Source organism: uncultured Traorella sp. (assembly GCF_944327115.1).
Lineage (GTDB): Bacteria > Bacillota_I > Bacilli_A > Erysipelotrichales > Erysipelotrichaceae > Traorella.
Map to the genome: position 1 here is coordinate 1 of NZ_CALVGS010000053.1, position 23,319 is coordinate 23,319.

Below are 23,319 nucleotides of genomic sequence, written 5' to 3' on the forward strand. Positions count from 1 at the left end.
TTTTAGTAAAGATTGGCGAAAAGTATTCCAAGAGTGCTGCTCAGGTCGCTCTAAGATATTTGATCCAAAGCAATGTCGTTGTGATTCCTAAGTCAACACATAAAGAAAGAATGATTGAAAATATAAATGTATTTGATTTTACATTGGATGAAGAAGATATGAAGCTGATCTCAGTGCTCGATGAAAAAGAAAGCTTATTCTTCTCCCATTATGATCCAAAAACAGTAGAGATGATGGTGAATTTAAAACGTTAAGGGCAAGGCAACTTGCTTTTTTTTTAAATATTGTGAATAAGCTGAAGCAGTATGACTTTTGAAAGATAAATAATTGTGAAGTTTTTCTGAAAATAGCTTAAGAATATAAAATTGGAATGATTTTTTGTATGAAACGTGATAGAATGTAGCTGGTAAATTTAATGAGGAAATGTTATGAAAAAGGTTATGTTTATTTCAAGTATGGGAGGCCATCTAAATGAACTGCTCCAGTTGAAGCCTCTTTTTTCTAAATATAAATCAGTCTTCGTGTCTGAAAAAACACCTTCGACGTTATTTTTAAAAGATCAATATAAGACATACTATCTTGTTTATGCGACAAAGCATGAGATGTGGAAATATATCTTTGTTTTTCCTTTTAACTGTTTGAAAAGTCTTTATTTGTTTTTAAAAGAAAAACCGGATGTCATCGTATCTACGGGAAGTCATACCGCTGTGCCGATGTGCTATATTGCTCATTTATTTGGGAAAAAAGTGATCTATATTGAAACTTTTGCCAATATTTATACAAAGAGCATGGCAGGGAAGCTGGTTTATCCGATCGCGGATTATTTTGTAGTACAGTGGGAAAGCATGCTGGAATTATATCCTGATGCTGTTTATGGAGGGTGGATTTTCTAATGGTATTTGTAACGTTAGGGACGCAGGATAAGACTTTTGGGCGTCTTTTGAAAAAGGTGGATGAATTGATCGATAAAGGGATCATTCAAGGAAAAGTGATCGTTCAGGCAGGTAAGACCCATTATCAGAGCAGTCAAATGGAGATATTTGATTTCTGCAGCCAGGAACAGCTGAATCAATATATTGAGGAATGTGATTATATGATTACGCATGCAGGTGTTGGTTCGATCATCAATGGAATCAATCATCAAAAGAAGGTCATTGCTGTTGCAAGAAGAGCCAAGTATGGTGAACATGAAAATGATCATCAGGTAGAGATTACGACGAAGTTTGCCGGATTTGGGTATATTTTGGGTTGTGTTGAAGTAGATGAGCTCGAAGAAAAGATTTCTGAATTGCATGATTTTACGACCAAACCTTATGAATCAAATAACAAGAATTTTTGTGATTTGATTGCTCGGCTGATAGATGAAAAATAAATATTTTATTATTTTAATATTTTGTGTTAACAAATAAAAGCATGAATTTTTCAGTTTATACAAACGAGCGGAGGAGTAAAAATGAGAAAAACAAAATGGATATTAAGTTATCTGCTTGTTTATTTATCTATCTTTTTTATAACGGGAGTATTATGGATATTGGGCAATTTTGGTGAAATATCTGTTTCTCAGATTGTCTTTCTTTTAATGGTACCTATGGAAGGAGCAGATAGTTCAATTATATGGAAGTTTGTATATGATTGTTTATTGTTGCCATTTATTTACTGTTGCTTTCTTTTTTTCTTCATTTATATTTTGATTAAAATTAAAAACAGGATTTCTATTATTTTTGACAAACATATTCTAAAGCTTTCATTTGTAATATGTATTATATCATTTATCTATTCTGGTCATTCAATCGGCTTATTTTCTTATTTGCAAAGTCTTTTAAGAAATTCAACATTATTCGAAGATTATTATATTGATCCTTCTGAGGTTGAATTTGATTTTCCGGAGCAAAAAAGAAATTTGATTTATATTTTTATGGAATCTATGGAAATAAGTTATTATTCTGAAGAGCTTGGAGGGGTTGAAGAAAGTAATTTAATACCAGAACTTTATGAAATTGCTGAAGAAAATCTTACTTTTAACACTAATGGGGGATTCTATGTTCCTGAAGGAACAGGATGGACTGTTGGAGCGATGGTTGCTCAAACATCTGGTTTACCTCTTTTGATTCCAATTGATGGTAATTCATATGGATCGTTTAGATCTTTTTTGCCAGGGGCTACATCTATAGGTGATATTTTGAGTGAAGCCGGATATCGTCAAAAATTACTGATAGGATCGGATGCCTCTTTTGGCGGAAGAAGAGAGTATTTTACACAACATGGGAATTATGACATTGTTGATTATATTGCAGCAAAAGAGAAACAATATATCGATGAAAACTATTATGTATGGTGGGGATATGAAGATAGCAAGTTATATGAGTTTGCTAAAGAAGAAGTTAAAGAATTGGCTAAAGGATCCGAACCTTTCAATTTAACAATGCTGACAGTCGATACACATTTTTTTGATGGTTATCTTTGTGATGAGTGTGAACAAGTTTATGAAAGTCAATATGAGAATGTTATTGCTTGTGCAAGTCGTCAGCTTTATAATTTTCTTACGTGGATCAAACAACAAGATTTTTATGAAAATACAACGATTGTTATTGCGGGCGATCATCTGACAATGGATAATGATTTCTTTGCATCCATAGATTCAAATTATGTAAGGAAAGGCTATTATGTTTTTATTAACTCTGCAGCTGAATATCAGGGAAATGACAGAGAAGTATCTTCTTTTGATTTTTTTCCTACGACTCTTGCAAGTATGGGAATAAAATTTAATGAGGATAGATTAGGTTTAGGAACAAATTTATTTAGTGAAACACCTACACTGGTAGAAGAACTTGGCTGGGAGGAATTAAATGAACAGCTTAGAATGACTTCTAAGTTATATAATAATGAGATTTTATATGATAAAGATAAATGATTTTGTACATTTCTTAGTCAAAATCATTTTTCATTTATTTTTATAAATAAACAAATTTTATAAGCATTAAAACAACAGTGTGGTATAATCTATTTGTTCAGTTAATTTGTGCTGAATAATTACGAAAGGATTTTATGAGTAAATATGAAATTGTTTTCCTGATACTGCATTATCAGGTTTTAGAAGAAACATTAAGATGCGTAAATTCAATAAAAAGAAAAATAGACACAAAAAAATATCATATTGTCCTTGTTGATAATGCTTCTCCTAACAATAGCGGAAAAACATTAGATAGTATGTTTAAGGATGATAAAGATATTACAGTATTGTTAAACGAAGAAAATCTTGGTTTTTCAGGAGGAAATAATGTTGGATTTCATTATGCGAAATATCAACTGGGTTGTGATTTTATTTGTATGATGAATAATGATACTGAGATAATACAGAATGATTTCTTTTCGGTAATCAAAAAAGAATATGAAAAGAGCCATTTTGCTGTATTAGGTCCAGAAATTCACTTAAAAGATGGTACAGTTTGCAAATATCCTAAACAAATTTTAAAGCTTAATGAAATTGATGATGATCGAAAGCGTGTAGAAAAACTACTGATAAAAAATAAATTGTTTATAGAATCAATTCATTTATTTTTATATAAATATATTGGTAAATTGATTCATTGGAAAAAAATAAGACATCATTTTAGAGAAGAGATCATTCCTGATCCAAGAATGGAAAATGTTCGCTTACATGGCTGTTGCATGATTTTTTCACCAATCTATATTAATAAATTTGATGGTTTGGATAATAGAACACATTTTTATGGTGAAGAAGATATTTTATTTGTACAGTTAATTCGAAATCATATGAAAAGCGTTTATGATCCCAGTTTGAAAATATTTCATTGTGAAGAAGCAGCTACAGGTGCGGCTATGGGCAAAGATTACAAAAAACGTCGGTTTATTTATGAAAAGCATTTAGAAACATTAGACATGCTTGAAAAAATGTATCGTGAAGATTTAGATAGTCTGAAAGGGTATATATAGGTGAGAATATGCCAAAAGTAAGTGTTATTGTTCCTGTTTATAATGCGGAGAAATATATCAAAAACTGTTGTGAGAACCTCTTAAATCAAACTTATGACGATTATGAAGTAATCTTTGTTAATGATGGTTCTTCCGATAATAGTTTAAAAATGCTTGAAAAGCTAGCTTCTAATCATGATAAAATTCAAATAGTTACTCAAGAAAATCAAGGTCAGGCAATCGCTCGAAATATCGGAATAAAACATTCCAAAGGGGAGTTTATATGTTTTATTGATATTGATGATGAAATTAGCAGAGAAATGTTAGAAAAGTTAATGCATGCGCAGAAGAAAAGTGATGCAGACCTTGTTTGGTGTGATGCTTATATTAAAAGAGAAGGAAATATTTTAAGTACGTTAGATCAAACCTATCCTAACTCAATAGATCTTCAAAAAAATTATGTATTACATAATGCAAGTCCATGGAGAAAATGTATTCGTCGCTCTTTGCTGGAGAGTTATAACTTATATTTTCCAAAGCTTCGCTTTTATGAAGACCTGGCAGTAGTTCCTTCATATGGCTTATATACCAATAAAATTATTTATGTCAATGAGCCTTTATACTCATATGTCTTGCATGAAGGGTCAACAATGCATCAGAAAACATACCATAGAAAATTAGAAGATATTTTTGAATCAATGGAAATTTTGAGTAATTTCATTGAATGTTCGATTTGTAAAGACAGTATCAAAGATGAATTAGAATATTTATATATTGATCATTTGCTTCATGCAGCATCCTTACGATTTTTTGAATTTGAGAATACTGAGATACAATTAGATAAAATTGTTGAAATTATGAAATTGAAGTATCCATCATGGAAAAAAAATAAATATTTTAAGCAGAAAGATTGGAAGTATAAATTAGTGTGTCACCTTTTATATAGGAAAAAAAGAAAGCTATTACGTTATATTTTAAAATGATGGGAGAAAATATGAAAAAAAATATTTTATTTGTTGTAGATGAAAGAGAAATGGGCGGTGTTTCCGTTGTTTTGAATGATCTTGTTCATAAACTTGATTCCAATAAATATAGTATTGATATCTTAGTCTTGCATAATAAAGGAAATATGTTGAATGATCTTCCTGATCATATCAATATGTTTTATGGAACGTCTTATTTTGAAGCAATCGATTATACAATCAAAGAAGTTCTCAAAATGAAGAATCTTTCTTTATTGATGAAAAAAGTACATGTTGTTTTTGACTTAAAAACAGGATTTATTAAAAAAAGCATTCAAAGAGAAAGAAAAAAAATAATTCATAAAGATTATGATTGTGAAATTGCATTTAAGGATGGTTTTACCGCATTATTTGTAGGTTACGGCAATTGTGTGAATAAAATACATTGGCTGCACTGTTCTTATAAGACATTTAATCCAAATGCAAAGTACGAAGACTTATTTAAAAAAGTATTACCTCTTTTTAATCATATAATAGGTGTTAGTGACAATGTGGTTAAAGAATTTAATGAAATCTATCATTTAGAGAATATAACAGAAACAATTCCTGTTGTTATTGATGTTGAACGTATAAAAAGGCTTTCACAAAAACCATCTATTTTTAACATAAATGAGAATATGTTGAATATTGTTGTAATTGGACGCTGTCATCCTGTCAAGGGATATGATAGACTTTTTGATGTAATCAAACGTTTAAAAAAGGATAACATATTAAGTAATGTACACTTTACTGTTTTTGGTGATGGTCCTTTATTTGAACATTTAAAAAGCCGTCTGATTAATGAAAGTCTGGATGATGTGATTTCTATGAAAGGAGCTGTACTGAATCCTTATGCAGAGTTAAAAAACTATTCTTTACTTCTTCTGCCTTCTTATTCAGAAGCTTTTGGAACCGTGATTAGTGAAGCTTTTATATTGGACATTCCAGTTTTAGCAACAGAAACAAGTGCGTCACTCATGTCTGTCAAAAAAGGTATCAATGGCGAAATCTGTGAAAATAGTGATGAAGAACTCTATCGATCATTAAAAAATCTGATTCAACATCCGGATGTGATCGATCGATGGAAGAATAATTTAAAAGATTTCAATTATGATAATTTTAAATTATTAAAAAGAATAGAAGCTGTTTTAGATGAGGGGGAAACTATATGATCAAGGTGAGTGTCATCGTCCCTGTATACAATGTAGAAAAATATTTGCGTAAATGTCTGGATTCTTTAGTTAATCAAACGTTGAAAGATATAGAAATAATCATTGTAAATGATGGATCTAAAGATCATTCAGATATCATTATTGAAGAATATAGTAATAAATATAGTCATATTACAGCATTCAAAAAAGAAAATGGTGGTCTTAGTAGTGCTCGAAATTTTGGTATTGAACGTGCAACGGGTGAATATATCGCTTTTGTTGATTCAGATGATTGGGTTGAATCTGAAATGTACGAAAAGATGTATTTGAAGGCCAAAGAGCATGATTTTGATCTAATCATGTGTGACTTTAAAGAAATCCATGAAAATGAAACTAAAGTTTATACATGTCATTTAGATCACGATTTATTTACTAAGGAAGATATTCAAAAACATATGATTGATTACTATCCATCTGCATGGAATAAACTGTATAAACGAAGCTTATTCAAGAATCTTCAATTTAAAGAAGGTGTTTGGTTTGAGGATGTGGAGTTCGGTTATCGTCTGCTTCCATATGTTCATTCAATTGGCATTGTAAATAATCCTTTTTATAATTATTTGATTCGGAAAGGTTCAATTACTTCTACTGTAGATCCAAGGATTTATCATTATATTGATAATTGGAATGGTATCCTTGATTTTTATAAGTTTCATCATCTTTATGAACGATACGAAAATGAGCTTGAATACAGCTATGTACGTTATTTATATGCGACCTTTATCAAGGCTGCTGCGAAATATGATAGAAATGAATATGAATGTGCAGTTAAGAAAGCGATTGATCAAGTAAATCAACATTTTCCAAATTATAAAAAGAACAAGTATCTAAGTCAAAAAAGTTTAAAGAATTTGTATTTAAAACACTTTAATCATTTCTTTGCTAAGATAATATATATGAAAGAGCATGAGCATGAATAAAATCTCATCATGCTTTTTTTATTAATAACTTTATTTTAATGATTTTGAAAATGATATATGATATAATCTTTTCGTTACGTAATGTCTTGGAAATAAATGTAACATTTTAAAAACTAGAGGTGGATTATTTGAAAATTTCTGTAGCAATGTGTACATTTAATGGTGAAAAATACATAAAAAATCAGTTGTTAAGCATAGTTCACCAAAGTAGAACTGTAGATGAAATCATAATTTGTGATGATCGATCTACTGATAAAACTCTTGAGATTTGTGAAAAGTTATTAAAAAATTCTGGAATTGATTACAAGATTTATAAGAATGAGCACTCATTGAACGTAGTAAGAAATTTTAAAAAGTGTTATTCGTTATGCTCTGGTGATCTTATTTTTAGCTGTGATCAGGATGACGTTTGGCAGTTTGATAAGGTAGAAAAAATAGAAAAGGCTTTTTTGGATAATTCCAATATTAATCTTGTAGCAACAAATGCTGAATTAATTGATTCGAATGATAACATAATGAATCTTTCGCTGAGAGAAGGGATTGGATTTGTCATGGATCAGCCTCAGGATGCTTTAGATTGGTTACTAAATAGGTATTGTATTACAGGTGCTACGATGGCTATGAGGAAAGAATTTGCTAACGAGTATTATTTTGTTAGCAAATACTGGCTTCACGATGGCTGGTTGGCTTTAGTGGCTTCTTTAAACGATAGCCTAATGTATATAGATGATAAACTAATACGCTATAGACTTCATGGAAATAATCAATGTGGTATAGGTGATGTTGATGTGCTAGCACACGGCAGCGTTGATGGGTTAAGAAAAAGAAAAGCAAAAAAATTATTTCATACTGTGTTAACTTGTCCTTATTATTTTGAAGATTATGCTTTTCAAAAAAAAGAAATGTATCAGGAAGTTTTAGATGAAATTGAAAAAAATAAATGGTCTGTTGACAAAAAGAATTTAAATAAACTAAAAGAATGTATTGCATTTTGGAAAAAAAGGTCAATAATAAAAGAGTACTCTTTAAAACAGATGTTTCTGTTAACTAGGTCTTTTAAAAAGAGCAATGCTTATGAAAAGTATTGTGAAAGTAAATGGTTTTCAATTTATGATTATTATTTTTGGACTGTTTATAAATTGATTCCACGCAGAAAAAAAACTCAAAATATTTGATGAAAGGGGAAAAATATGGAAAATAGTCAGAATGCTATTGAGATCAGAAACCTTTATAAGAGTTTTAAAATTGTTTATGATAAGCCGCAAACATTAAAAGAGCGACTAATTTCTTTAGGAAAAAAAGAAAAAGTAGAAAGAAGAATGATTTTAAAAGATATTTCTTTAGATATTCGTAAAGGTGAAACAGTTGCTTTAATCGGAACAAATGGAAGTGGTAAATCAACGCTTTTAAAGCTTATGACAAAAATACTATACCCAAATAAGGGTCATTTAGAAACAAAAGGAAAATTAACCTCTCTTTTGGAATTGGGTGCCGGTTTTCATCCTGATTTTACAGGAAGAGAGAATATATACTTTAATGCTTCTATTTTTGGATTAACAAGAAATGAGATTGAAGATCGTATAGAAGAAATCATCAATTTTTCAGAACTAAGAGATTTTATTGATAATCCAGTAAGAACTTATTCGTCGGGAATGTACATGCGGTTAGCATTTTCTATTGCTATTAATGTTGATGCTGAAATATTACTGATTGATGAAATTTTAGGTGTTGGCGATCAATATTTTCAAGATAAATGCTTTAAAAAACTTGAAGAACTTCGCGATGGTGACAAAACAGTTGTTATAGTTTCTCATAACCTGGATACATTAAAACAATTATGCAGCCGTGCTATCTGGATTTATAAGGGCAGAGTGGAATTGGATGGCGATCCAGAGTATGTGATTGACAAGTATTTGAAACAAGTAGTTTTAGATCATAAAGAGAGCAGCAAAAATGTTGTTGTTGAAAAAAAGGACAAGTATATAGGCAGAGTTGTGATCGACAGCCCACAAGAAAATGGAATTTACCAAACACAATCTGGTATGCTTAGTATTCAAGGATGGGAATTAAGCGATACTTTGTATTCTAATGTTAAAGTATATATTGATACTGAAGAAATAGAAAATATTAAACGAAGTGAAAGACCTGATTTGATGATTATATATGAAAATCAATTTGGTGGTTATGCAACAAATCCATTGGCCGGATTTCATGCAGAATATGATTTAGGTAAATTAACTAAAGGTACACATCGACTTTCTGTGAAAGTTTATGATGAAAATGAGAATTTAATTTGCATGGAAGAAGCAAAATTTATGGTTGCATAAATATAGAGGTAATTTATGAAATTAATTAAAGAATTGTACGAATATCGAGAACTTCTAAAATCAAATGTAAAAAAAGAAATCCGTGGTAAATATAAAGGATCTTTTTTGGGTGTTCTTTGGTCATTTATTAACCCATTATTGATGGTCTTAGTTTATGCAATAGTTTTCCCTTACTTAATGAGATCTACTATTGACAATTATCTAGTTTATTTGATAACCGGTGTTATTCCATGGACTTTTTTTACAACTGTTATGGGTCAGGGGATGGCCTCTGTTAGAAATAATGCAGGAATTATAAAGAAGGTCTATTTTCCAAGAGAAATTCTTCCGTTGTCAGTATGTGTTGCAGGATTGATCAATTTTCTAATTTCTTGTGTTATTATTCTTGTTTTTTGTTTGATTTTTAATGTGGGTTTTTCATGGCATTTAATTTTATTGCCGGTTATTGCCTTTTTAGAATTTTTAATTTGTTTAGGTGCTACATTGTTTTTTAGTGCTGTGAATGTTTACATCAAAGATATGGAATATATTGTAAATTTCGTTATAAATATGCTTTTTTATGGGACACCTATTTTATATAGCATAACTGATTTTAATACTACTTCTGTTCCTCATTTTCTTTTGACTTTGGTGAATATCAATCCATTTACTCATGTGATGACTATTTATAGAGATATTTTTCTATATCATCGAATTACAGGAATTGGCAGTTGGCTTTATATTGTATTTATTGCTATTTTAGTTGTTGCTATTGGACTCTTTGCATTCAAAAAACTGGAAAAAGGATTTGCTGAGGAGGTTTAAAATGATAAAACATTCATCAAAAGAAATCCAAATACTTAAAGTAAGGCTTGTAGGATTGGCTAATCCGAAATTATGCTTTTTATATAAATCAAAAAAGAGTAGTCCAGATTTCTATTTGACGATTGATGGAAGTCGTTCTGATTACAATTTAATGAAGCTTATCAGTGAAGATGAATATATGTTTGAGGTAATTTTTCCACGGAATGCGAAAAAAATCGAACTATACGTTAATGAAGATGGAAAAACTAAAAACTTATTAAGGCTAAATAATCATTTTATATTGCGTCTTTTTTCTAAATTAGAGGAGTTACCGCATAAGATTTATTTACATGCTAAACATTTTTTTACTGTCTTGTTTCAATTTATCGTTTTGATATGGAAACAGCATCATTTTCTTGTACCTGTTAAACTTTGGAGAAAATATTTTTATGATTTTAGAATTACATTAAGGTCAGCTGGCAATAGCTTGTTCTATAATCCATTTGTGCAATCTGATTATTTGAGTTGGTTATCTAAGCAAAAATCAGAAAAAGATTTGGAACCATTAAGTTATCGTCCTTTAATATCAATATTGATTCCTGTATATAATGTTGGGGAAAAAATACTTTCAGAATGTTTGGATTCTATATTAAATCAAAGTTATTCAAATTTTGAAATATGTTTAGCTGATGATTGTTCGACAAAAAAAGAAACTCTTAATACCTTAAAACGGTATGAAAAAAAAGATTCACGAGTTAAAGTAGTATATCGTAAGACGAATGGTCATATTTCTGCTGCCACAAATAGCGCATTGAATATTGCTAAAGGTGAGTTTATTGCATTAGTAGACAATGATGATGTGTTAGATAAAAATGCACTTTATGAAAATATACTAGCATTAAATAAAGATAAGCATATCGACTTTATTTACAGTGATGAAGATAAACTTGATTTTAATGGCAGAAGATGTGATCCTCATTTTAAACCAGATTATTCACCGGATACTTTATTAAGTTTAAATTATATTTGCCATTTCTCTGTAATAAGAAAGAAGTTAGTTGAAGAAGTAGGTGGGTTTGAATTGGGTATGGAAGGTGCTCAAGATTATGATTTGTTTTTAAAAATAGTTGAAAAAACAAATCGCATTCATCATATTCCTAAAATTCTTTATCATTGGAGAATGGTAGAGGGTTCTACATCAGCAAGTATGGATAATAAAGATTATGCATCTGATAAAGGGAAGCTAGCTATTGAAAATGCTTTAATTAGAAGAAATATAAAAGGGCATGTTGAAATTGATAGTAAGAGTCTTTATTATTGTGTAGTTTATGAATATGAAGAACCACTGGTATCTATTATTATTCCAACAAAAGATCACGCTGATATTACTGAAAGATGTCTTCAATCTATTTATGAAAAAACTACATATAAGAATTTTGAAATTCTCTTAGTTAACAATAGAAGCATTGAACAAGAAACTTATGAATTATTTGATAAATATACAAAAATGTACAGTAATTTTAAAGTGATTGATGCAGATATGGAATTTAATTATTCTAAAATAAATAATTTGGCCGTTAATCAATCAAAAGGTGATGTTATTGTATTATTAAATAATGATACAGAGGTAATAACTTCTGATTGGTTAAAAATTATGGTTGGCTACGCTCTTCAGCCTCATGTTGGAGCAGTAGGTGCAAAACTTTTATATCCGGATATGACTGTTCAACATGCAGGTATTATCCTTGGTTTAGGTGGAGTAGCATCCCATGCATATATAGGAAGTAGTAGGGATGATGTGGGAGCATATGGCAGATTAAGGGTACCATATAATTATTCTGGTGTTACTGCAGCCTGTCTTGTAATCAGAAAATCAGTGTTTAACGAAGTCGGTCAGCTTGAAAAGGATCTTAGTGTAGCATATAATGATGTAGATTTAAATTTGAAGTTACTTGAGGCAGGTTATTTGAATGTTTTAGTTCCACAGGTTGAATTATTACATTATGAATCAAAATCAAGAGGATCAGATACTACTAGTGAAAAGTATAAAAGATTTCTTTTGGAACAAGAATATATGTATAGCAAATGGAAATCCAAAGTGAGAAGTGATCGCTTTTACAACGCAAATTTCAGCTACAAAGGTTGGTTTGTTTTGGACAAAGATTAGATTAGGGGTGAGATGAATGTCTGCTAAAATATTGTTAATAATTCCTGCTTACAACGAGCAAGAATGTATCTTAAAAACGTATGATTCAATAATAACTTATTGTGCTGAATACAATATGGACTATGATGTGATAGTTATTAATGATTGCTCAAAAGATTCAACTTCAGCTATTTTAGATATAAATAATATTCCTCACATTGATTTAATACATAACCTCGGTATTGGCGGGGCAGTTCAAACAGGATATAAATATGCTAAAGAGAATAATTATGATATAGCTGTACAATTTGATGGTGATGGACAACATGATATTCGTTATGTTCAAGATATTATTAAACCAATTTTAGAAAACGAAGCAGAATTTGTGATTGGATCACGTTTTGTTGACAATAAAAATGATAATTTCAGATCATCTAAAGCGAGAAGGATTGGAATTCATATCATATCTTTTTTTATAAAATTAGTCACAGGGGAAAAGATATATGATACTACCTCAGGTTTTCGGGCTGTGAATAAGGATATTATTGAACAGTTTTCTAAATCTTATCCTATTGAATATCCAGAGCCAATTACCACTACTGAATTATTGAAAAAAAAGTATAAGTTCAGTGAAGTGCCGGTTAAAATGCATGAAAGAATAGGTGGAACCAGTTCAATTAAGGCATGGAAATCAATATACTATATGATAAATGTCATATTAACAATTCTAATTATTAAGATAAGGAGGTATCCAAGTGTCCACTAATTTAAGAATAATGATGTTAATTGTAGCAATATTACTATTTATATCTGTTTTCATAGCATTAAAAAAAGGGAGAATGCCTTTAAAATATTCGCTTGTATGGCTTTTTCCTGATATAATACTATTGCTTATTTCATGTGCACCCTTATCTTTATGGAAATTTACAGAGTTGATAGGATTCCAGACTGTGTCTAATTTAGTTGTTGGGATTTTTATCCTTATGTTATTTTTCATAACTATATCATTAACCATTATTGTGTCAGGACAAAATACAAAAATTACATTATTGATACAAGAAATTTCATTATTGAAAGAAAAAGTAAGGGAAAAAAATAATAACAATTAAAAGAAAGGGAATTCTTATGAAGATAATGTCAAAAAAATATCTTAAAATTCTATTAAGTATAGTTTTAGTGTTATTCTTTTCATTTGTTTTTGAAAAAGGCTATTTTTTTCTATTTAGAAATGCTAATATTTCAACAGATTTTTCATTTGATAGATTATTTATTTTTATGATTTTATCTGTTTTTATAGTATTACACATATTTTGTCCTATGAATAAAATATGGGATTTTATTTATAGGAAAAGATATTATATTGGTATTTTAATGTTTGTTTTTATCGTTGCAAATGGTTATCATGGTTCATCTGTATATAAATATAACTATGTGATACAACCAAATTATTCGATAGATTCTAATGCTCCTTTCTTTAGTTATTATAAAGAAATTCGGAGTGATGAATTTTTAGTTGATACACCGGGTATTCTTTCTCAAATCATTTATAATCAAGATTTAGATGCAATAAATGATGCTATAATGGCAAGAGAAGATACAACGGTTTATATGTTTCCTCAATTGCCTACCAAAACAATTTCTGTGATATCAAACCCAAAGTTAATTGGATTTTTATTTCTTCCAATGGAACAAGCTTTCTCATTTTATTGGTATATTTTATTTTTTATTTGTTTTTTTGCAACTTTTGAAGTAAGCATGCTTATAACAAAGGGGAAAAAAATATTTTCTGCGTTAGGGGCTTGTCTGTTAACATTTTCACCTGCCTTTTTATGGTGGAATCAGTTAAGTATATTTGCATCTGGATTTTCGGCAATTTTATTTCTTCATTTATTTTTTGAATCTAAAAATAAGTGGAAAAAATTATTTTATTCTATACTTACAGGATATGCGGGATCGGTATATGTAATGACACTCTATCCTGCTTGGTTAATTCCATTTGGATGGATGTTTTTTGGACTAGTTATTTGGCAACTTATTGAATATAAAAATCAACTGAAATGGAATGATTTAATATATTTAATTCCTGTTATAGGAACTATGGCTATTATCTTATTACCTGGTTTTATTGGTTCCGAAACAACTATTAAATTAATGGGTGAAACAGTATATCCAGGATCACGCGTGATGACTGGTGGTTATGGATGGAATCTGTTGTTTAATTATTTGATTGCTCCTTTTTATACAATTTTTAAGAATATAGGAAATGCATGTGAGGCATCTCAATTTATTGGCTTATATCCTATACCTATATTTATTGGTGTCTGGGAAATCTATATAAATAAAAAAGTAAAGAGGACTGATTTTCTTTTAAATATTTTGGTCATACTTGCAATTTTGTTATCAATATGGAATTATATAGATATATCTATATTTTCAAAAATATCTTTATTAACAATTTCAACTCCTGATAGATCTCAGCTAGTTGTAAATGTGATTTGTATATTAATTATTTTACGTCTTATTGGATGCTATGAAAAAAATAAAAATATTAATTTATCTATTAAGTATATAATAACAGGAATAGTATCTATTATATTACCCGTTATTGGATTATTTATAGTAGATAATACTTATCCAGATTATGTAGACATGCGTATTGCCATTTGTTCATTGGTGCTTTACATACCATTGTTCTTTTTGTTAATTATAAATTCTAAAAAAACAAATAAAGTATTCTCATTAATATTGATATCCATTTCTATATTTAATCTTGCAACTGTACAGCCTATATCTAAAGGTTTGAGCGTAATGTATGAAAAGCCAATTGCAAAAGAGGTAAGAAAAATTGCTGAATCTGATAAAGAGGCAAAATGGGTTGTTGTAAATTCTGGAAATACTTCTATTTTTCCGCAAAATTATATTTTAGCAAACGGAGTTAGAGTTATCAATTCTACTAATTATTATCCTAATTTTGAATTATGGGAAAAATTTGATCCAGATAGAAGTGATGATTTTGTTTATAATCGTTATGCACATGTAGCTATTGATTTAACTTCTGAAGATACACATTTTGAACTGTTACAAGTGGATTTGTTTAAAGTATTTATAAATATAAATGAAATAGATAAATTAGAAGCTACTTATTTTGTTTCATCTGATAATTTAACTCTTTATTCTAACGATAAATATGAATTTAAAAAACTTTATTTTGAAGATAATCTCGGTATATATAAATTAGAAATTAATAAGTCTGGAGCTGAATAAGATGAAATATATAAACGATTTGAATTTTAGAAAAAATTTTCTATGGAATGTTGTAGGAACTTCTTTGAATGCATTCAATTCTTTATTTTTTATGATTATTGTAACTAGAATTAATGGATTAAACGATTCTGGCATTTTTACATTAGCATTTTCGTTAGCCTGTTTATTATGTATAATTGGCGGATATGAAGGTAGAGTATTTCAAGTAACAGACATAAAAAAAGAATTTAATGATAAAGAATATATCATTCATAGATTTCTTACGACCATTTTAATGATGATAATAGCATTTTTATATACTCGTCTTCAGAATTATAATTTTGAAAAAACATTAATAACATTGTTATTGTGTCTTATGAAAGGGTTAGAAGTTATTGCTGATGTGTTTTATGGTATATTACAGAAAAATAATTATTTGTACAAAGTTGGAATTTCTTTAACGATAAAATCCATTTTTTCAGTTATATGTTTTTTTGTAATCGATAAAACTACGAATAGTCTTATACTCTCTTGTTTAACATTAGTAATTGTATGGCTAATAATCTTAATTGTATATGATATTGTAAATTCAGTAATTTTGATTGATAAAAAAGAAAAAATTAATAAAAAAAATATATTATTACTTTTTAAATCTGGATTTTTTGCTTTTTCGATATTGTTTTTATCAATGTATTTAATTAATGCACCTAAATATGCCTTGGATGGCCGTGTTACAGAGGAACTTCAAGCTGTATTTGGAATAATATTGATGCCTGCTACTGTTATCAGCTTATGTGCACAATATTTGTTACAACCTTTTTTAGCAAAAATGTCTGATAGTTATAAAAAAGGAAATCGAAATATGTTTAAAAAAGTTGTAAATTTGATTTTGATCATTATTATTTTGATTGGTGTATTTGCTTTTGGAGCCTGTTGGGTTATAGGAATTCCAATTTTAAATATTATATACAATGTAAAACTTGACGGATATAGAACACATCTTTTGATTATTATCATTGGTGCAGTTCTTTATTCACTGGGAACACTATATTCGACAGCCCTCACTACGATTAGAAAAACATTTATACAATTCATTATTTATGTTTCATCTTCTATATTTGGTTTGATCATATCAATTATCTTGATAGAAAAATATGCTTTACTAGGTGCTGCATTGGCTTATTTCTCTATTATGGTATTTCAATTTATTTTGTATATATTGTATTATCATTTGGTGATTAATAAAGTTGCTTTTTTGAAATGTGAGGAAACTATATGAAAGTTAGTATTATCATACCTGTTTATAATAGTGAACAATATCTTGCACGATGCATTGAAAGCATTCTTTGCCAATCCTATCAAAATTTTGAAATAATACTAATAAATGACGGTTCAACAGATCATTCTGAGGATATTATTAAAAGCTATATAACCCGTTTTCCTGAAAAATTCAAATACGAATTTCAGAAAAATTCTGGTGCTCCTGTGGCTAGAAATAAAGGAATTGATATAGCACATGGAGATTATATAACTTTTGTTGATAGTGATGATTATCTAGATGCCGATTTTCTTATATCATTGATCAAATATAACGAAGATAAAGATGTTATCATAAGTGGATATAAAAAAACGGATGGAGAAAAAATGCTTTATGTAAAAAAACCTAAAATAAATTACTGGTCTTTATTTAAATATACTACAAATTGGGCAAATTTATATAAAACATCTTTTATAAAGGAAAACAATATTCGTTTTGAAAGATTTAGAATTGGAGAAGACGTTGATTTTACTTTCAACTGTATTATACACTTGAATAGTTACGCAATTATTTCTTATGCTGGTTATAATTATTTTACTAATTCTTCTTCTGTAACTAATACAATAAATAAAGTTAAAAAGATTAATTCACTTACTGATGTTTTATATTGCATGAATAAAAGAGCAATAGAAAGTAACTATAAAGATAAAAAAAGAATTTATTATTATTTTGTAAAAACAAGTATATTTAATATTTTCATTCAAAGAAAAGCACTTTGCGTTGTACAATTAAAAAACTTGTTTGAGAATGAGTATACATTAATAAAAAGTCTTGAATGTTTAAAAGAATATAAAACTGTATTTGTGTGGGAAAAAAATGAAGAATTATATATTAATTTAGTTTTAAATATCTTTATTTTATGTTATAAATTGAAAATTTTAAAATTACTTTTGATTTGTTTAAAAAAGGTATAGTATGAACGCATATTCAACAGGAAAGTTTGCGAAATTAGCGAATGTGACTGAAAGAACGATTCGCTACTATGACAAAATAGGGTTGTTGAAACCCTCTTTTGTCATGGAGAATGGGTACCGTTATTATACAGATGAAGATCTTTTAAAGCTGCAAAGAATCATTTCATTAAAAAACCTTGGTTTTTCTTTAGAAGAAATATATCCGATGACCTTAAAAAATGATAAAAAAAGCTTGGAAGATTCTTTGGAGTTACAGATCGAACTTGTGAATAAGAAAATTCATTCATTAGAAAACCTTAAAGAAACACTGAAAAATACATCCAGGTTAGTAAAAGAGGATCATGTTGAATGGGATAAGATCATTACGCTCTTACAACTGTCTAAATATGATGAAGAAATCATTGAACAATACCGGACCAGTAAAAATTTAAATGTTCGCATACATCTTCATGATCGATATTCGCATAATAAAACAGGCTGGTTTCATTGGCTGTATTCACAAATCGATTTTTCACATGCCAATCGTATCTTAGAAATTGGCTGTGGTGATGGAAAGCTATGGGAAAATAAAACATTAGATCTACGAAATCGAGAAGTTTTCTTAAGTGATGCTTCTTATGGAATGATTGAAGAAGTAAAGAAGAAATTAGGAGATGATTTTAGTTTCATGGTTTTTGACTGTGAACAGATTCCTTTTAAAGAGGATTAGTTTGATATCGTAATTGCAAATCATGTCTTATTTTATTTAAAAGATTTAGATCTTGGATTGAAAGAGATTGAACGTGTTTTAGTGAAAGATGGTTTTTTATATTGCAGTACTTATGGAAAAGACCACATGAAAGAAATTACGGAATTAGTGAAGGAATTTGATCCAAGAATCGTTTTATCCAGAAATTGTTTATATGATCAGTTTGGTATCGAAAATGGGGAAAAGATCTTAAGTTCTTATTTTGAAGATGTTCATTTGGTCATGTATGATGATTATCTGGAAGTGGATGATTCAGAACCCTTGATGGATTATATCATGAGCTGTCATGGCAACCAGAATGAAATCTTAAAAAATCAGCTGCATCAATTTAAATTATTTTTAGATGAAAAAATTATGAAACAGGGAAGTATCAGGATTACCAAGCAAGCAGGTTTATTTATTTGTAAGAAATAACTTGACATTGACGTTACGTCATGGTTTATATTAGAAGAGTAACAGGAGGAATTCTCATGAAAGGAATTATTTTGGCTGGCGGCAGCGGGACACGTTTATATCCGCTGACAAAGGTAACAAGCAAGCAGTTACTGCCTATTTACGACAAACCGATGATTTATTATCCGAAGAGCATTCTGATGAGTGCCGGTATTCGGGAAATCTTGATCATTTCTACACCGGATGATACGCCTCGTTTTCAAGAGCTTTTGGGCGATGGACATCAGTTTGGTATTTCTTTAAGCTATAAGGTACAGCCATCACCGGATGGATTGGCACAGGCCTTTATTTTAGGTGAAGAGTTTATTGGTGATGATCACGTTGCGATGATCTTAGGTGACAACATCTTCCACGGCCATGGACTTACGAAACGTTTGAGGGCTGCGGCAGCAAAGGAAAGCGGCGCCACTGTCTTTGGTTATTATGTAGAGGATCCGGAAAGATTTGGAGTCGTAGAATTTGATGATGAAGGGAAGGCTGTTTCACTAGAAGAAAAACCTGCACATCCAAAATCAAATTATGCTGTTACAGGTCTTTATTTCTATGATAATAAAGTGGTGGAGTATGCGAAAAATTTAAAGCCAAGTGCTCGTGGTGAGTTAGAGATCACGGACTTGAATCGTATCTATCTTGAAGACAATGCATTATCCGTGACTCTTCTGGGAGATGGCTTTACATGGCTGGATACGGGTACGCATGAATCTTTGGTCGATGCGACTAATTTTGTGAAAACCATTGAAGAACATCAGCATCGCAAGATTGCCTGTTTAGAAGAAATTGCTTTTAATAATGGCTGGATCGGTCTTGATCAGCTTGAAAAGACTTATGAGATCTATAAAAAGAACCAGTATGGTACGTATTTAAAGAAGATCATGGAACGTAAGTATATTGATAAAAGGAGTTAGTATGAAAGTAACAGAAACAAAAATCAAAGGTGTATTGATTATTGACCCGGATGTACATGGGGATCACCGCGGCTATTTCATGGAAACCTATTCTAAGAAAAAATATCAGGAATTAGGGATCGATGTTGAGTTTGTGCAGGACAATATGTCTTTCTCAGCTCAAAAAGGTACGCTGAGAGGCTTGCATTGGCAGAATGCACCCATGGCTCAGTCAAAGCTGGTTAGCTGCACGAGAGGAGCTGTTATAGATGTGGCAGTGGATATCCGTAAGGGCAGTCCTACTTATGGTGAGTGGGTAAGCGTTGAACTAAGCGAGGAAAATAAACGTCAGTTCTTTATTCCACAGGGATTTGCTCATGGCTTCTTAACATTGACAGATAACGTGGAATTTAGATATAAGGTAGATAACTTTTATTCTAAGGAACATGACCGTGGCATTCGCTATGATGATCCGACGGCCAATGTGGACTGGGGAAGTCTTTTAAATGGTATCGAACCTGTATTATCTGAAAAAGATAAGAATGGTCCTACTTTAGATAAAGCAGATTGTAATTTTATTTATGAAGGAGAAAATAAGTAATGAAAATATTAGTAACCGGTGGTGCAGGATTTATCGGAGGTAATTTCGTTCACTATATGGTGAATAAATACCCTGAAGATATGATCGTGAATTTAGACAAACTGACTTACGCAGGTAACTTGGAAACCTGCAAACCTGTTGAGGACAAGCCAAACTATAAATTTTATAAGGGAGATATTGCAGATCGAGCTTTTATCTTTGATTTATTTGAAAAAGAAAAGTTTGATATCGTTGTCAATTTTGCGGCTGAAAGCCATGTCGATCGCAGCATTGAAGATCCTGAAGTATTTGTTCGTACTAATGTTGTCGGTACAACCACGTTATTAGACGCTTGTGTTAAATACGGTATCAAGCGTTATCATCAGGTATCTACCGATGAGGTATATGGAGATCTGCCGTTAGACCGACCGGATCTGTTCTTTACGGAAACAACGCCATTGCATACTTCAAGTCCTTATTCAAGCGCTAAAGCAAGTGCTGATTTATTCGTGTTGGCCTATCATAGAACCTATGGCTTACCGGTAACGATTAGTCGCTGTTCCAACAACTATGGCCCTTATCATTTCCCTGAAAAATTGATTCCGTTAATGATTTCTAGAGCGTTAGCGGATGAATCATTACCGGTTTATGGAACAGGAGAAAACGTACGTGACTGGCTGCATGTGTATGACCACTGTGTAGCCATCGATCTGATCATCCGTAAAGGTCGTGAAGGGGAAGTTTATAACGTTGGCGGACATAATGAAAGAACAAATCTTGAAGTTGTAAAGACGATCTTAAAGGCTTTAAATAAACCGGAATCACTGATTAAGTTTGTAGAAGATCGCAAAGGACATGACCTTCGTTATGCTATCGATCCAACAAAGCTTGAAACAGAGCTCGGATGGAAACCTAAATATAACTTTGATACAGGTATCCAGCAGACGATTCAGTGGTACTTGGACAACAAAGAATGGTGGCAGAATATCCTAAGTGGTGAATACCAGCATTATTTTGAAAAGATGTATAAGGATAAAGGAAGAGTTTAAAAGCAACGTAAGTTGCTTTTATATAAGAAAGAAAGGAGAAAATATGAAGCTTTTAGTTACTGGATATAATGGTCAACTAGGCTATGATGTAGTAAATGAAGCTCATTTGCGAGGAATAGAAGCAGATGGGGTAGATATTCAGGAAATGGATATTACCGATCAAAATCAAGTAAATCAGGTCATTAAATCAGGAAATTATGATGCTGTTATTCATTGTGCTGCCTGGACAGCTGTTGATAAAGCTGAAGAGATGCCGGAGGCATGTTATAAGGTAAATGTAGAGGGAACCCAAAATATTGTGAATGTTTGTAAAGAGTTAAATATTCCTATCATGTATTTTTCAACAGATTATGTTTTCAGCGGTGAGGGAAGTGAACCATGGAATGAATATGATAAGAGAACACCATTAAATGTATATGGTCAAACGAAATATGAAGGAGAGTTAGCTGTTGAATCATATGCAAAACATTTTATAATTCGAATTGCATGGGTTTTTGGAAAAAACGGACATAATTTTATCAAAACTATGTTACGCTTAGGTAAAGAAAAAGGTGCAGTAAGCGTGGTTAATGATCAAATTGGATCACCTACTTATACCTATGATTTGGCAAAACTGGTCATAGATATGATTCAAACTGATAAATACGGGACTTATCATGCAACAAATGAAGGGTTATGCAGCTGGTATGAATTTGCCTGTGAGATATTTAAACAGGCAAATATGCAGGTTGATGTTACGCCTGTAGATTCTGATGCTTTTCCAGCTAAAGCAAAGCGTCCAAAAAATTCACGTATGAATAAAAATGAGCTAGATAAAAACGGATTTCATAGACTTCCTACCTGGCAGGATGCATTGGGAAGATATTTAAAGGAAATGGAGAATTTATCATGACTTTTACATCAAATGATCATGCTTTTGTAATTTGTGCCTATAAGGAAAATCCTCATATCGAAGAAACTATTCATTCATTAAAAAATCAGACAGTTAAAAGTAATATATATTTATCAACTTCTACACCTAATGATTATTTAAAAAAAATATGTGAAAAATATGAAATTCAAATGTTAATTAATCCATATCCTAAAAATGCTGGAACTGATTGGAATTATGGATATGACAATGTGCCTGAAAAACTTGTTACAATTGCTCATCAAGACGATTTATACGAGCCAACATTTTTAGAAGAAACTCTAAAATGTATAAAAGATGAATCTGATTTCATAATTTGTTTTACGGATTACAATGAACTTAAACTAGGAAAAATTGAAAAATCAAATTTTTTATTAAAAATAAAGCGTATTATGAATTGGCCGTTATCAAAAAAATGTATGCAAAAAAATAAGTTTATACGTAGAAGGTCCTTATCAATTGGCTGTGCTATATGTTGCCCGACAGTAACTTTCAATAAAAAGAAAGCCGGGTCCTCTGTATTTGATACTGTATATATAAATAGTTGTGATTATAAAGCTTGGTGTGATCTAGCTGAACTTGATGGTAAATTTATTTACATAAATAAACCATTACTGATTCATCGAATATATTCGGAATCGGCGACATCTAAAAATTTAGGTAATAATATCAGGCAAAAAGAAGATTTAGAAATATTTAGTAGATACTGGCCTAAATCAATTGCAAGATTTATTAATAAAGTTTATGCTTTAAGTGAAAAAAGCAACAAAATATAGACAAACTATTAAATGTCAATAACTATTAGAAAATAGTTTGATTCAATAGTTTTAGGAGTTTTTGCCTTGATTTAGAGGCACAATTCTAGTCTTTTAATGAAGACATGTTCATTTTAGGTACAC

Annotated in this window: 23 protein-coding genes and 1 pseudogene; all 24 read left to right on the plus strand. The window is 30.3% G+C overall.

The window, feature by feature from the left end; genetic code table 11:
• The coding region (locus tag Q0K35_RS05200; protein WP_365936210.1) for an aldo/keto reductase at positions 1-254 on the plus strand (254 nt) is incomplete at its 5' end.
• Positions 255-428: 174 nt separating this feature from the next.
• Positions 429-893 (plus strand): PssD/Cps14F family polysaccharide biosynthesis glycosyltransferase, encoded by a 465-nt coding sequence (gene pssD / locus Q0K35_RS05205; RefSeq protein ID WP_294561614.1) that lies wholly within the window; start codon positions 429-431, stop codon positions 891-893.
• Positions 893-1,372, plus strand: a complete 480-nt coding sequence (gene pssE, locus Q0K35_RS05210; RefSeq protein ID WP_294561615.1) for a PssE/Cps14G family polysaccharide biosynthesis glycosyltransferase — start codon at positions 893-895, stop codon at positions 1,370-1,372. The genes pssD and pssE overlap by 1 nt, the downstream gene beginning before the upstream one ends.
• An 81-nt stretch (positions 1,373-1,453) precedes the next feature.
• A complete protein-coding gene (locus Q0K35_RS05215) occupies positions 1,454-2,911 on the plus strand; it encodes an LTA synthase family protein (protein ID WP_294561616.1) in 1,458 nt (485 codons plus the stop codon).
• Between the two features lie 134 nt (positions 2,912-3,045).
• Positions 3,046-3,954, plus strand: a complete 909-nt coding sequence (locus tag Q0K35_RS05220) for a glycosyltransferase (protein WP_294561617.1) — start codon at positions 3,046-3,048, stop codon at positions 3,952-3,954.
• 8 nt (positions 3,955-3,962) lie between these two features.
• Positions 3,963-4,916, plus strand: a complete 954-nt coding sequence (locus Q0K35_RS05225; protein WP_294561618.1) for a glycosyltransferase — start codon at positions 3,963-3,965, stop codon at positions 4,914-4,916.
• An 11-nt stretch (positions 4,917-4,927) separates the two neighbouring features.
• A complete protein-coding gene (locus tag Q0K35_RS05230; RefSeq protein WP_294561619.1) occupies positions 4,928-6,106 on the plus strand; it encodes a glycosyltransferase in 1,179 nt (392 codons plus the stop codon).
• Positions 6,103-7,065 carry a glycosyltransferase gene (locus Q0K35_RS05235; protein WP_294561620.1) on the plus strand — a complete coding sequence of 321 codons (963 nt, stop codon included), beginning with the start codon at positions 6,103-6,105 and terminating at the stop codon, positions 7,063-7,065. The genes Q0K35_RS05230 and Q0K35_RS05235 overlap by 4 nt, the downstream gene beginning before the upstream one ends.
• Before the next feature lie 128 nt (positions 7,066-7,193).
• Complete coding sequence (locus Q0K35_RS05240; protein ID WP_294561621.1) at positions 7,194-8,240, plus strand: glycosyltransferase family 2 protein; 1,047 nt, start codon at positions 7,194-7,196, stop codon at positions 8,238-8,240.
• Between the two features lie 15 nt (positions 8,241-8,255).
• Complete coding sequence (locus Q0K35_RS05245; RefSeq protein WP_294561622.1) at positions 8,256-9,392, plus strand: ABC transporter ATP-binding protein; 1,137 nt, start codon at positions 8,256-8,258, stop codon at positions 9,390-9,392.
• A gap of 15 nt (positions 9,393-9,407) precedes the next feature.
• Complete coding sequence (locus tag Q0K35_RS05250; RefSeq protein ID WP_294561623.1) at positions 9,408-10,196, plus strand: ABC transporter permease; 789 nt, start codon at positions 9,408-9,410, stop codon at positions 10,194-10,196.
• A 1-nt stretch (position 10,197) separates the two neighbouring features.
• The gene (locus Q0K35_RS05255; RefSeq protein ID WP_294561624.1) at positions 10,198-12,342 is read left to right on the plus strand and encodes a glycosyltransferase family 2 protein; all 2,145 of its coding nucleotides are present in this window, start codon (positions 10,198-10,200) and stop codon (positions 12,340-12,342) included.
• 16 nt (positions 12,343-12,358) lie between these two features.
• Positions 12,359-13,087, plus strand: coding sequence for a glycosyltransferase family 2 protein (locus Q0K35_RS05260; protein WP_294561625.1), 729 nt, complete (start codon positions 12,359-12,361; stop codon positions 13,085-13,087).
• Positions 13,077-13,430 carry a DUF2304 domain-containing protein gene (locus Q0K35_RS05265; protein ID WP_294561626.1) on the plus strand — a complete coding sequence of 118 codons (354 nt, stop codon included), beginning with the start codon at positions 13,077-13,079 and terminating at the stop codon, positions 13,428-13,430. Before Q0K35_RS05260 ends, Q0K35_RS05265 begins: the two co-directional genes overlap by 11 nt.
• 16 nt (positions 13,431-13,446) lie before the next feature.
• Positions 13,447-15,585 carry a hypothetical protein gene (locus Q0K35_RS05270; RefSeq protein ID WP_294561627.1) on the plus strand — a complete coding sequence of 713 codons (2,139 nt, stop codon included), beginning with the start codon at positions 13,447-13,449 and terminating at the stop codon, positions 15,583-15,585.
• Between the two features lies 1 nt (position 15,586).
• Positions 15,587-16,843, plus strand: coding sequence for a hypothetical protein (locus tag Q0K35_RS05275; RefSeq protein ID WP_294561628.1), 1,257 nt, complete (start codon positions 15,587-15,589; stop codon positions 16,841-16,843).
• Entirely contained in the window at positions 16,840-17,796 is a 957-nt protein-coding gene (locus tag Q0K35_RS05280) for a glycosyltransferase family A protein (protein WP_294561629.1), read from the plus strand. The genes Q0K35_RS05275 and Q0K35_RS05280 overlap by 4 nt, the downstream gene beginning before the upstream one ends.
• A gap of 1 nt (position 17,797) precedes the next feature.
• Positions 17,798-18,598 (plus strand): annotated as a pseudogene (locus Q0K35_RS05285) (MerR family transcriptional regulator); the annotation flags it as partial.
• A gap of 33 nt (positions 18,599-18,631) precedes the next feature.
• Entirely contained in the window at positions 18,632-18,958 is a 327-nt protein-coding gene (locus tag Q0K35_RS05295; RefSeq protein ID WP_294561631.1) for a hypothetical protein, read from the plus strand.
• A gap of 56 nt (positions 18,959-19,014) precedes the next feature.
• A complete protein-coding gene (rfbA, locus tag Q0K35_RS05300) occupies positions 19,015-19,902 on the plus strand; it encodes a glucose-1-phosphate thymidylyltransferase RfbA (protein ID WP_294561632.1) in 888 nt (295 codons plus the stop codon).
• Position 19,903: 1 nt separating this feature from the next.
• A complete protein-coding gene (gene rfbC / locus Q0K35_RS05305; protein ID WP_294561633.1) occupies positions 19,904-20,482 on the plus strand; it encodes a dTDP-4-dehydrorhamnose 3,5-epimerase in 579 nt (192 codons plus the stop codon).
• Positions 20,482-21,510, plus strand: a complete 1,029-nt coding sequence (gene rfbB, locus Q0K35_RS05310) for a dTDP-glucose 4,6-dehydratase (protein WP_294561634.1) — start codon at positions 20,482-20,484, stop codon at positions 21,508-21,510. Before rfbC ends, rfbB begins: the two co-directional genes overlap by 1 nt.
• 43 nt (positions 21,511-21,553) lie before the next feature.
• A complete protein-coding gene (rfbD, locus tag Q0K35_RS05315; RefSeq protein ID WP_294561635.1) occupies positions 21,554-22,402 on the plus strand; it encodes a dTDP-4-dehydrorhamnose reductase in 849 nt (282 codons plus the stop codon).
• A complete protein-coding gene (locus Q0K35_RS05320; RefSeq protein WP_294561636.1) occupies positions 22,399-23,196 on the plus strand; it encodes a glycosyltransferase family A protein in 798 nt (265 codons plus the stop codon). The genes rfbD and Q0K35_RS05320 overlap by 4 nt, the downstream gene beginning before the upstream one ends.
• Positions 23,197-23,319 lie beyond the last annotated feature (123 nt).

What these genes read in the sequence shown, in the direction of transcription:
- pssD (WP_294561614.1), top strand. Translation starts at nt 429, where the DNA reads ATGAAAAAGGTTATGTTTATTTCAAGTATGGGAGGCCATCTAAATGAA.
- pssE (WP_294561615.1), top strand. Translation starts at nt 893, where the DNA reads ATGGTATTTGTAACGTTAGGGACGCAGGATAAGACTTTTGGGCGTCTT.
- Q0K35_RS05215 (WP_294561616.1), top strand. Translation starts at nt 1,454, where the DNA reads ATGAGAAAAACAAAATGGATATTAAGTTATCTGCTTGTTTATTTATCT.
- Q0K35_RS05220 (WP_294561617.1), top strand. Translation starts at nt 3,046, where the DNA reads ATGAGTAAATATGAAATTGTTTTCCTGATACTGCATTATCAGGTTTTA.
- Q0K35_RS05225 (WP_294561618.1), top strand. Translation starts at nt 3,963, where the DNA reads ATGCCAAAAGTAAGTGTTATTGTTCCTGTTTATAATGCGGAGAAATAT.
- Q0K35_RS05230 (WP_294561619.1), top strand. Translation starts at nt 4,928, where the DNA reads ATGAAAAAAAATATTTTATTTGTTGTAGATGAAAGAGAAATGGGCGGT.
- Q0K35_RS05235 (WP_294561620.1), top strand. Translation starts at nt 6,103, where the DNA reads ATGATCAAGGTGAGTGTCATCGTCCCTGTATACAATGTAGAAAAATAT.
- Q0K35_RS05245 (WP_294561622.1), top strand. Translation starts at nt 8,256, where the DNA reads ATGGAAAATAGTCAGAATGCTATTGAGATCAGAAACCTTTATAAGAGT.
- Q0K35_RS05250 (WP_294561623.1), top strand. Translation starts at nt 9,408, where the DNA reads ATGAAATTAATTAAAGAATTGTACGAATATCGAGAACTTCTAAAATCA.
- Q0K35_RS05255 (WP_294561624.1), top strand. Translation starts at nt 10,198, where the DNA reads ATGATAAAACATTCATCAAAAGAAATCCAAATACTTAAAGTAAGGCTT.
- Q0K35_RS05260 (WP_294561625.1), top strand. Translation starts at nt 12,359, where the DNA reads ATGTCTGCTAAAATATTGTTAATAATTCCTGCTTACAACGAGCAAGAA.
- Q0K35_RS05270 (WP_294561627.1), top strand. Translation starts at nt 13,447, where the DNA reads ATGAAGATAATGTCAAAAAAATATCTTAAAATTCTATTAAGTATAGTT.
- Q0K35_RS05275 (WP_294561628.1), top strand. Translation starts at nt 15,587, where the DNA reads ATGAAATATATAAACGATTTGAATTTTAGAAAAAATTTTCTATGGAAT.
- Q0K35_RS05280 (WP_294561629.1), top strand. Translation starts at nt 16,840, where the DNA reads ATGAAAGTTAGTATTATCATACCTGTTTATAATAGTGAACAATATCTT.
- Q0K35_RS05295 (WP_294561631.1), top strand. Translation starts at nt 18,632, where the DNA reads ATGAAAGAAATTACGGAATTAGTGAAGGAATTTGATCCAAGAATCGTT.
- rfbA (WP_294561632.1), top strand. Translation starts at nt 19,015, where the DNA reads ATGAAAGGAATTATTTTGGCTGGCGGCAGCGGGACACGTTTATATCCG.
- rfbC (WP_294561633.1), top strand. Translation starts at nt 19,904, where the DNA reads ATGAAAGTAACAGAAACAAAAATCAAAGGTGTATTGATTATTGACCCG.
- rfbB (WP_294561634.1), top strand. Translation starts at nt 20,482, where the DNA reads ATGAAAATATTAGTAACCGGTGGTGCAGGATTTATCGGAGGTAATTTC.
- rfbD (WP_294561635.1), top strand. Translation starts at nt 21,554, where the DNA reads ATGAAGCTTTTAGTTACTGGATATAATGGTCAACTAGGCTATGATGTA.
- Q0K35_RS05320 (WP_294561636.1), top strand. Translation starts at nt 22,399, where the DNA reads ATGACTTTTACATCAAATGATCATGCTTTTGTAATTTGTGCCTATAAG.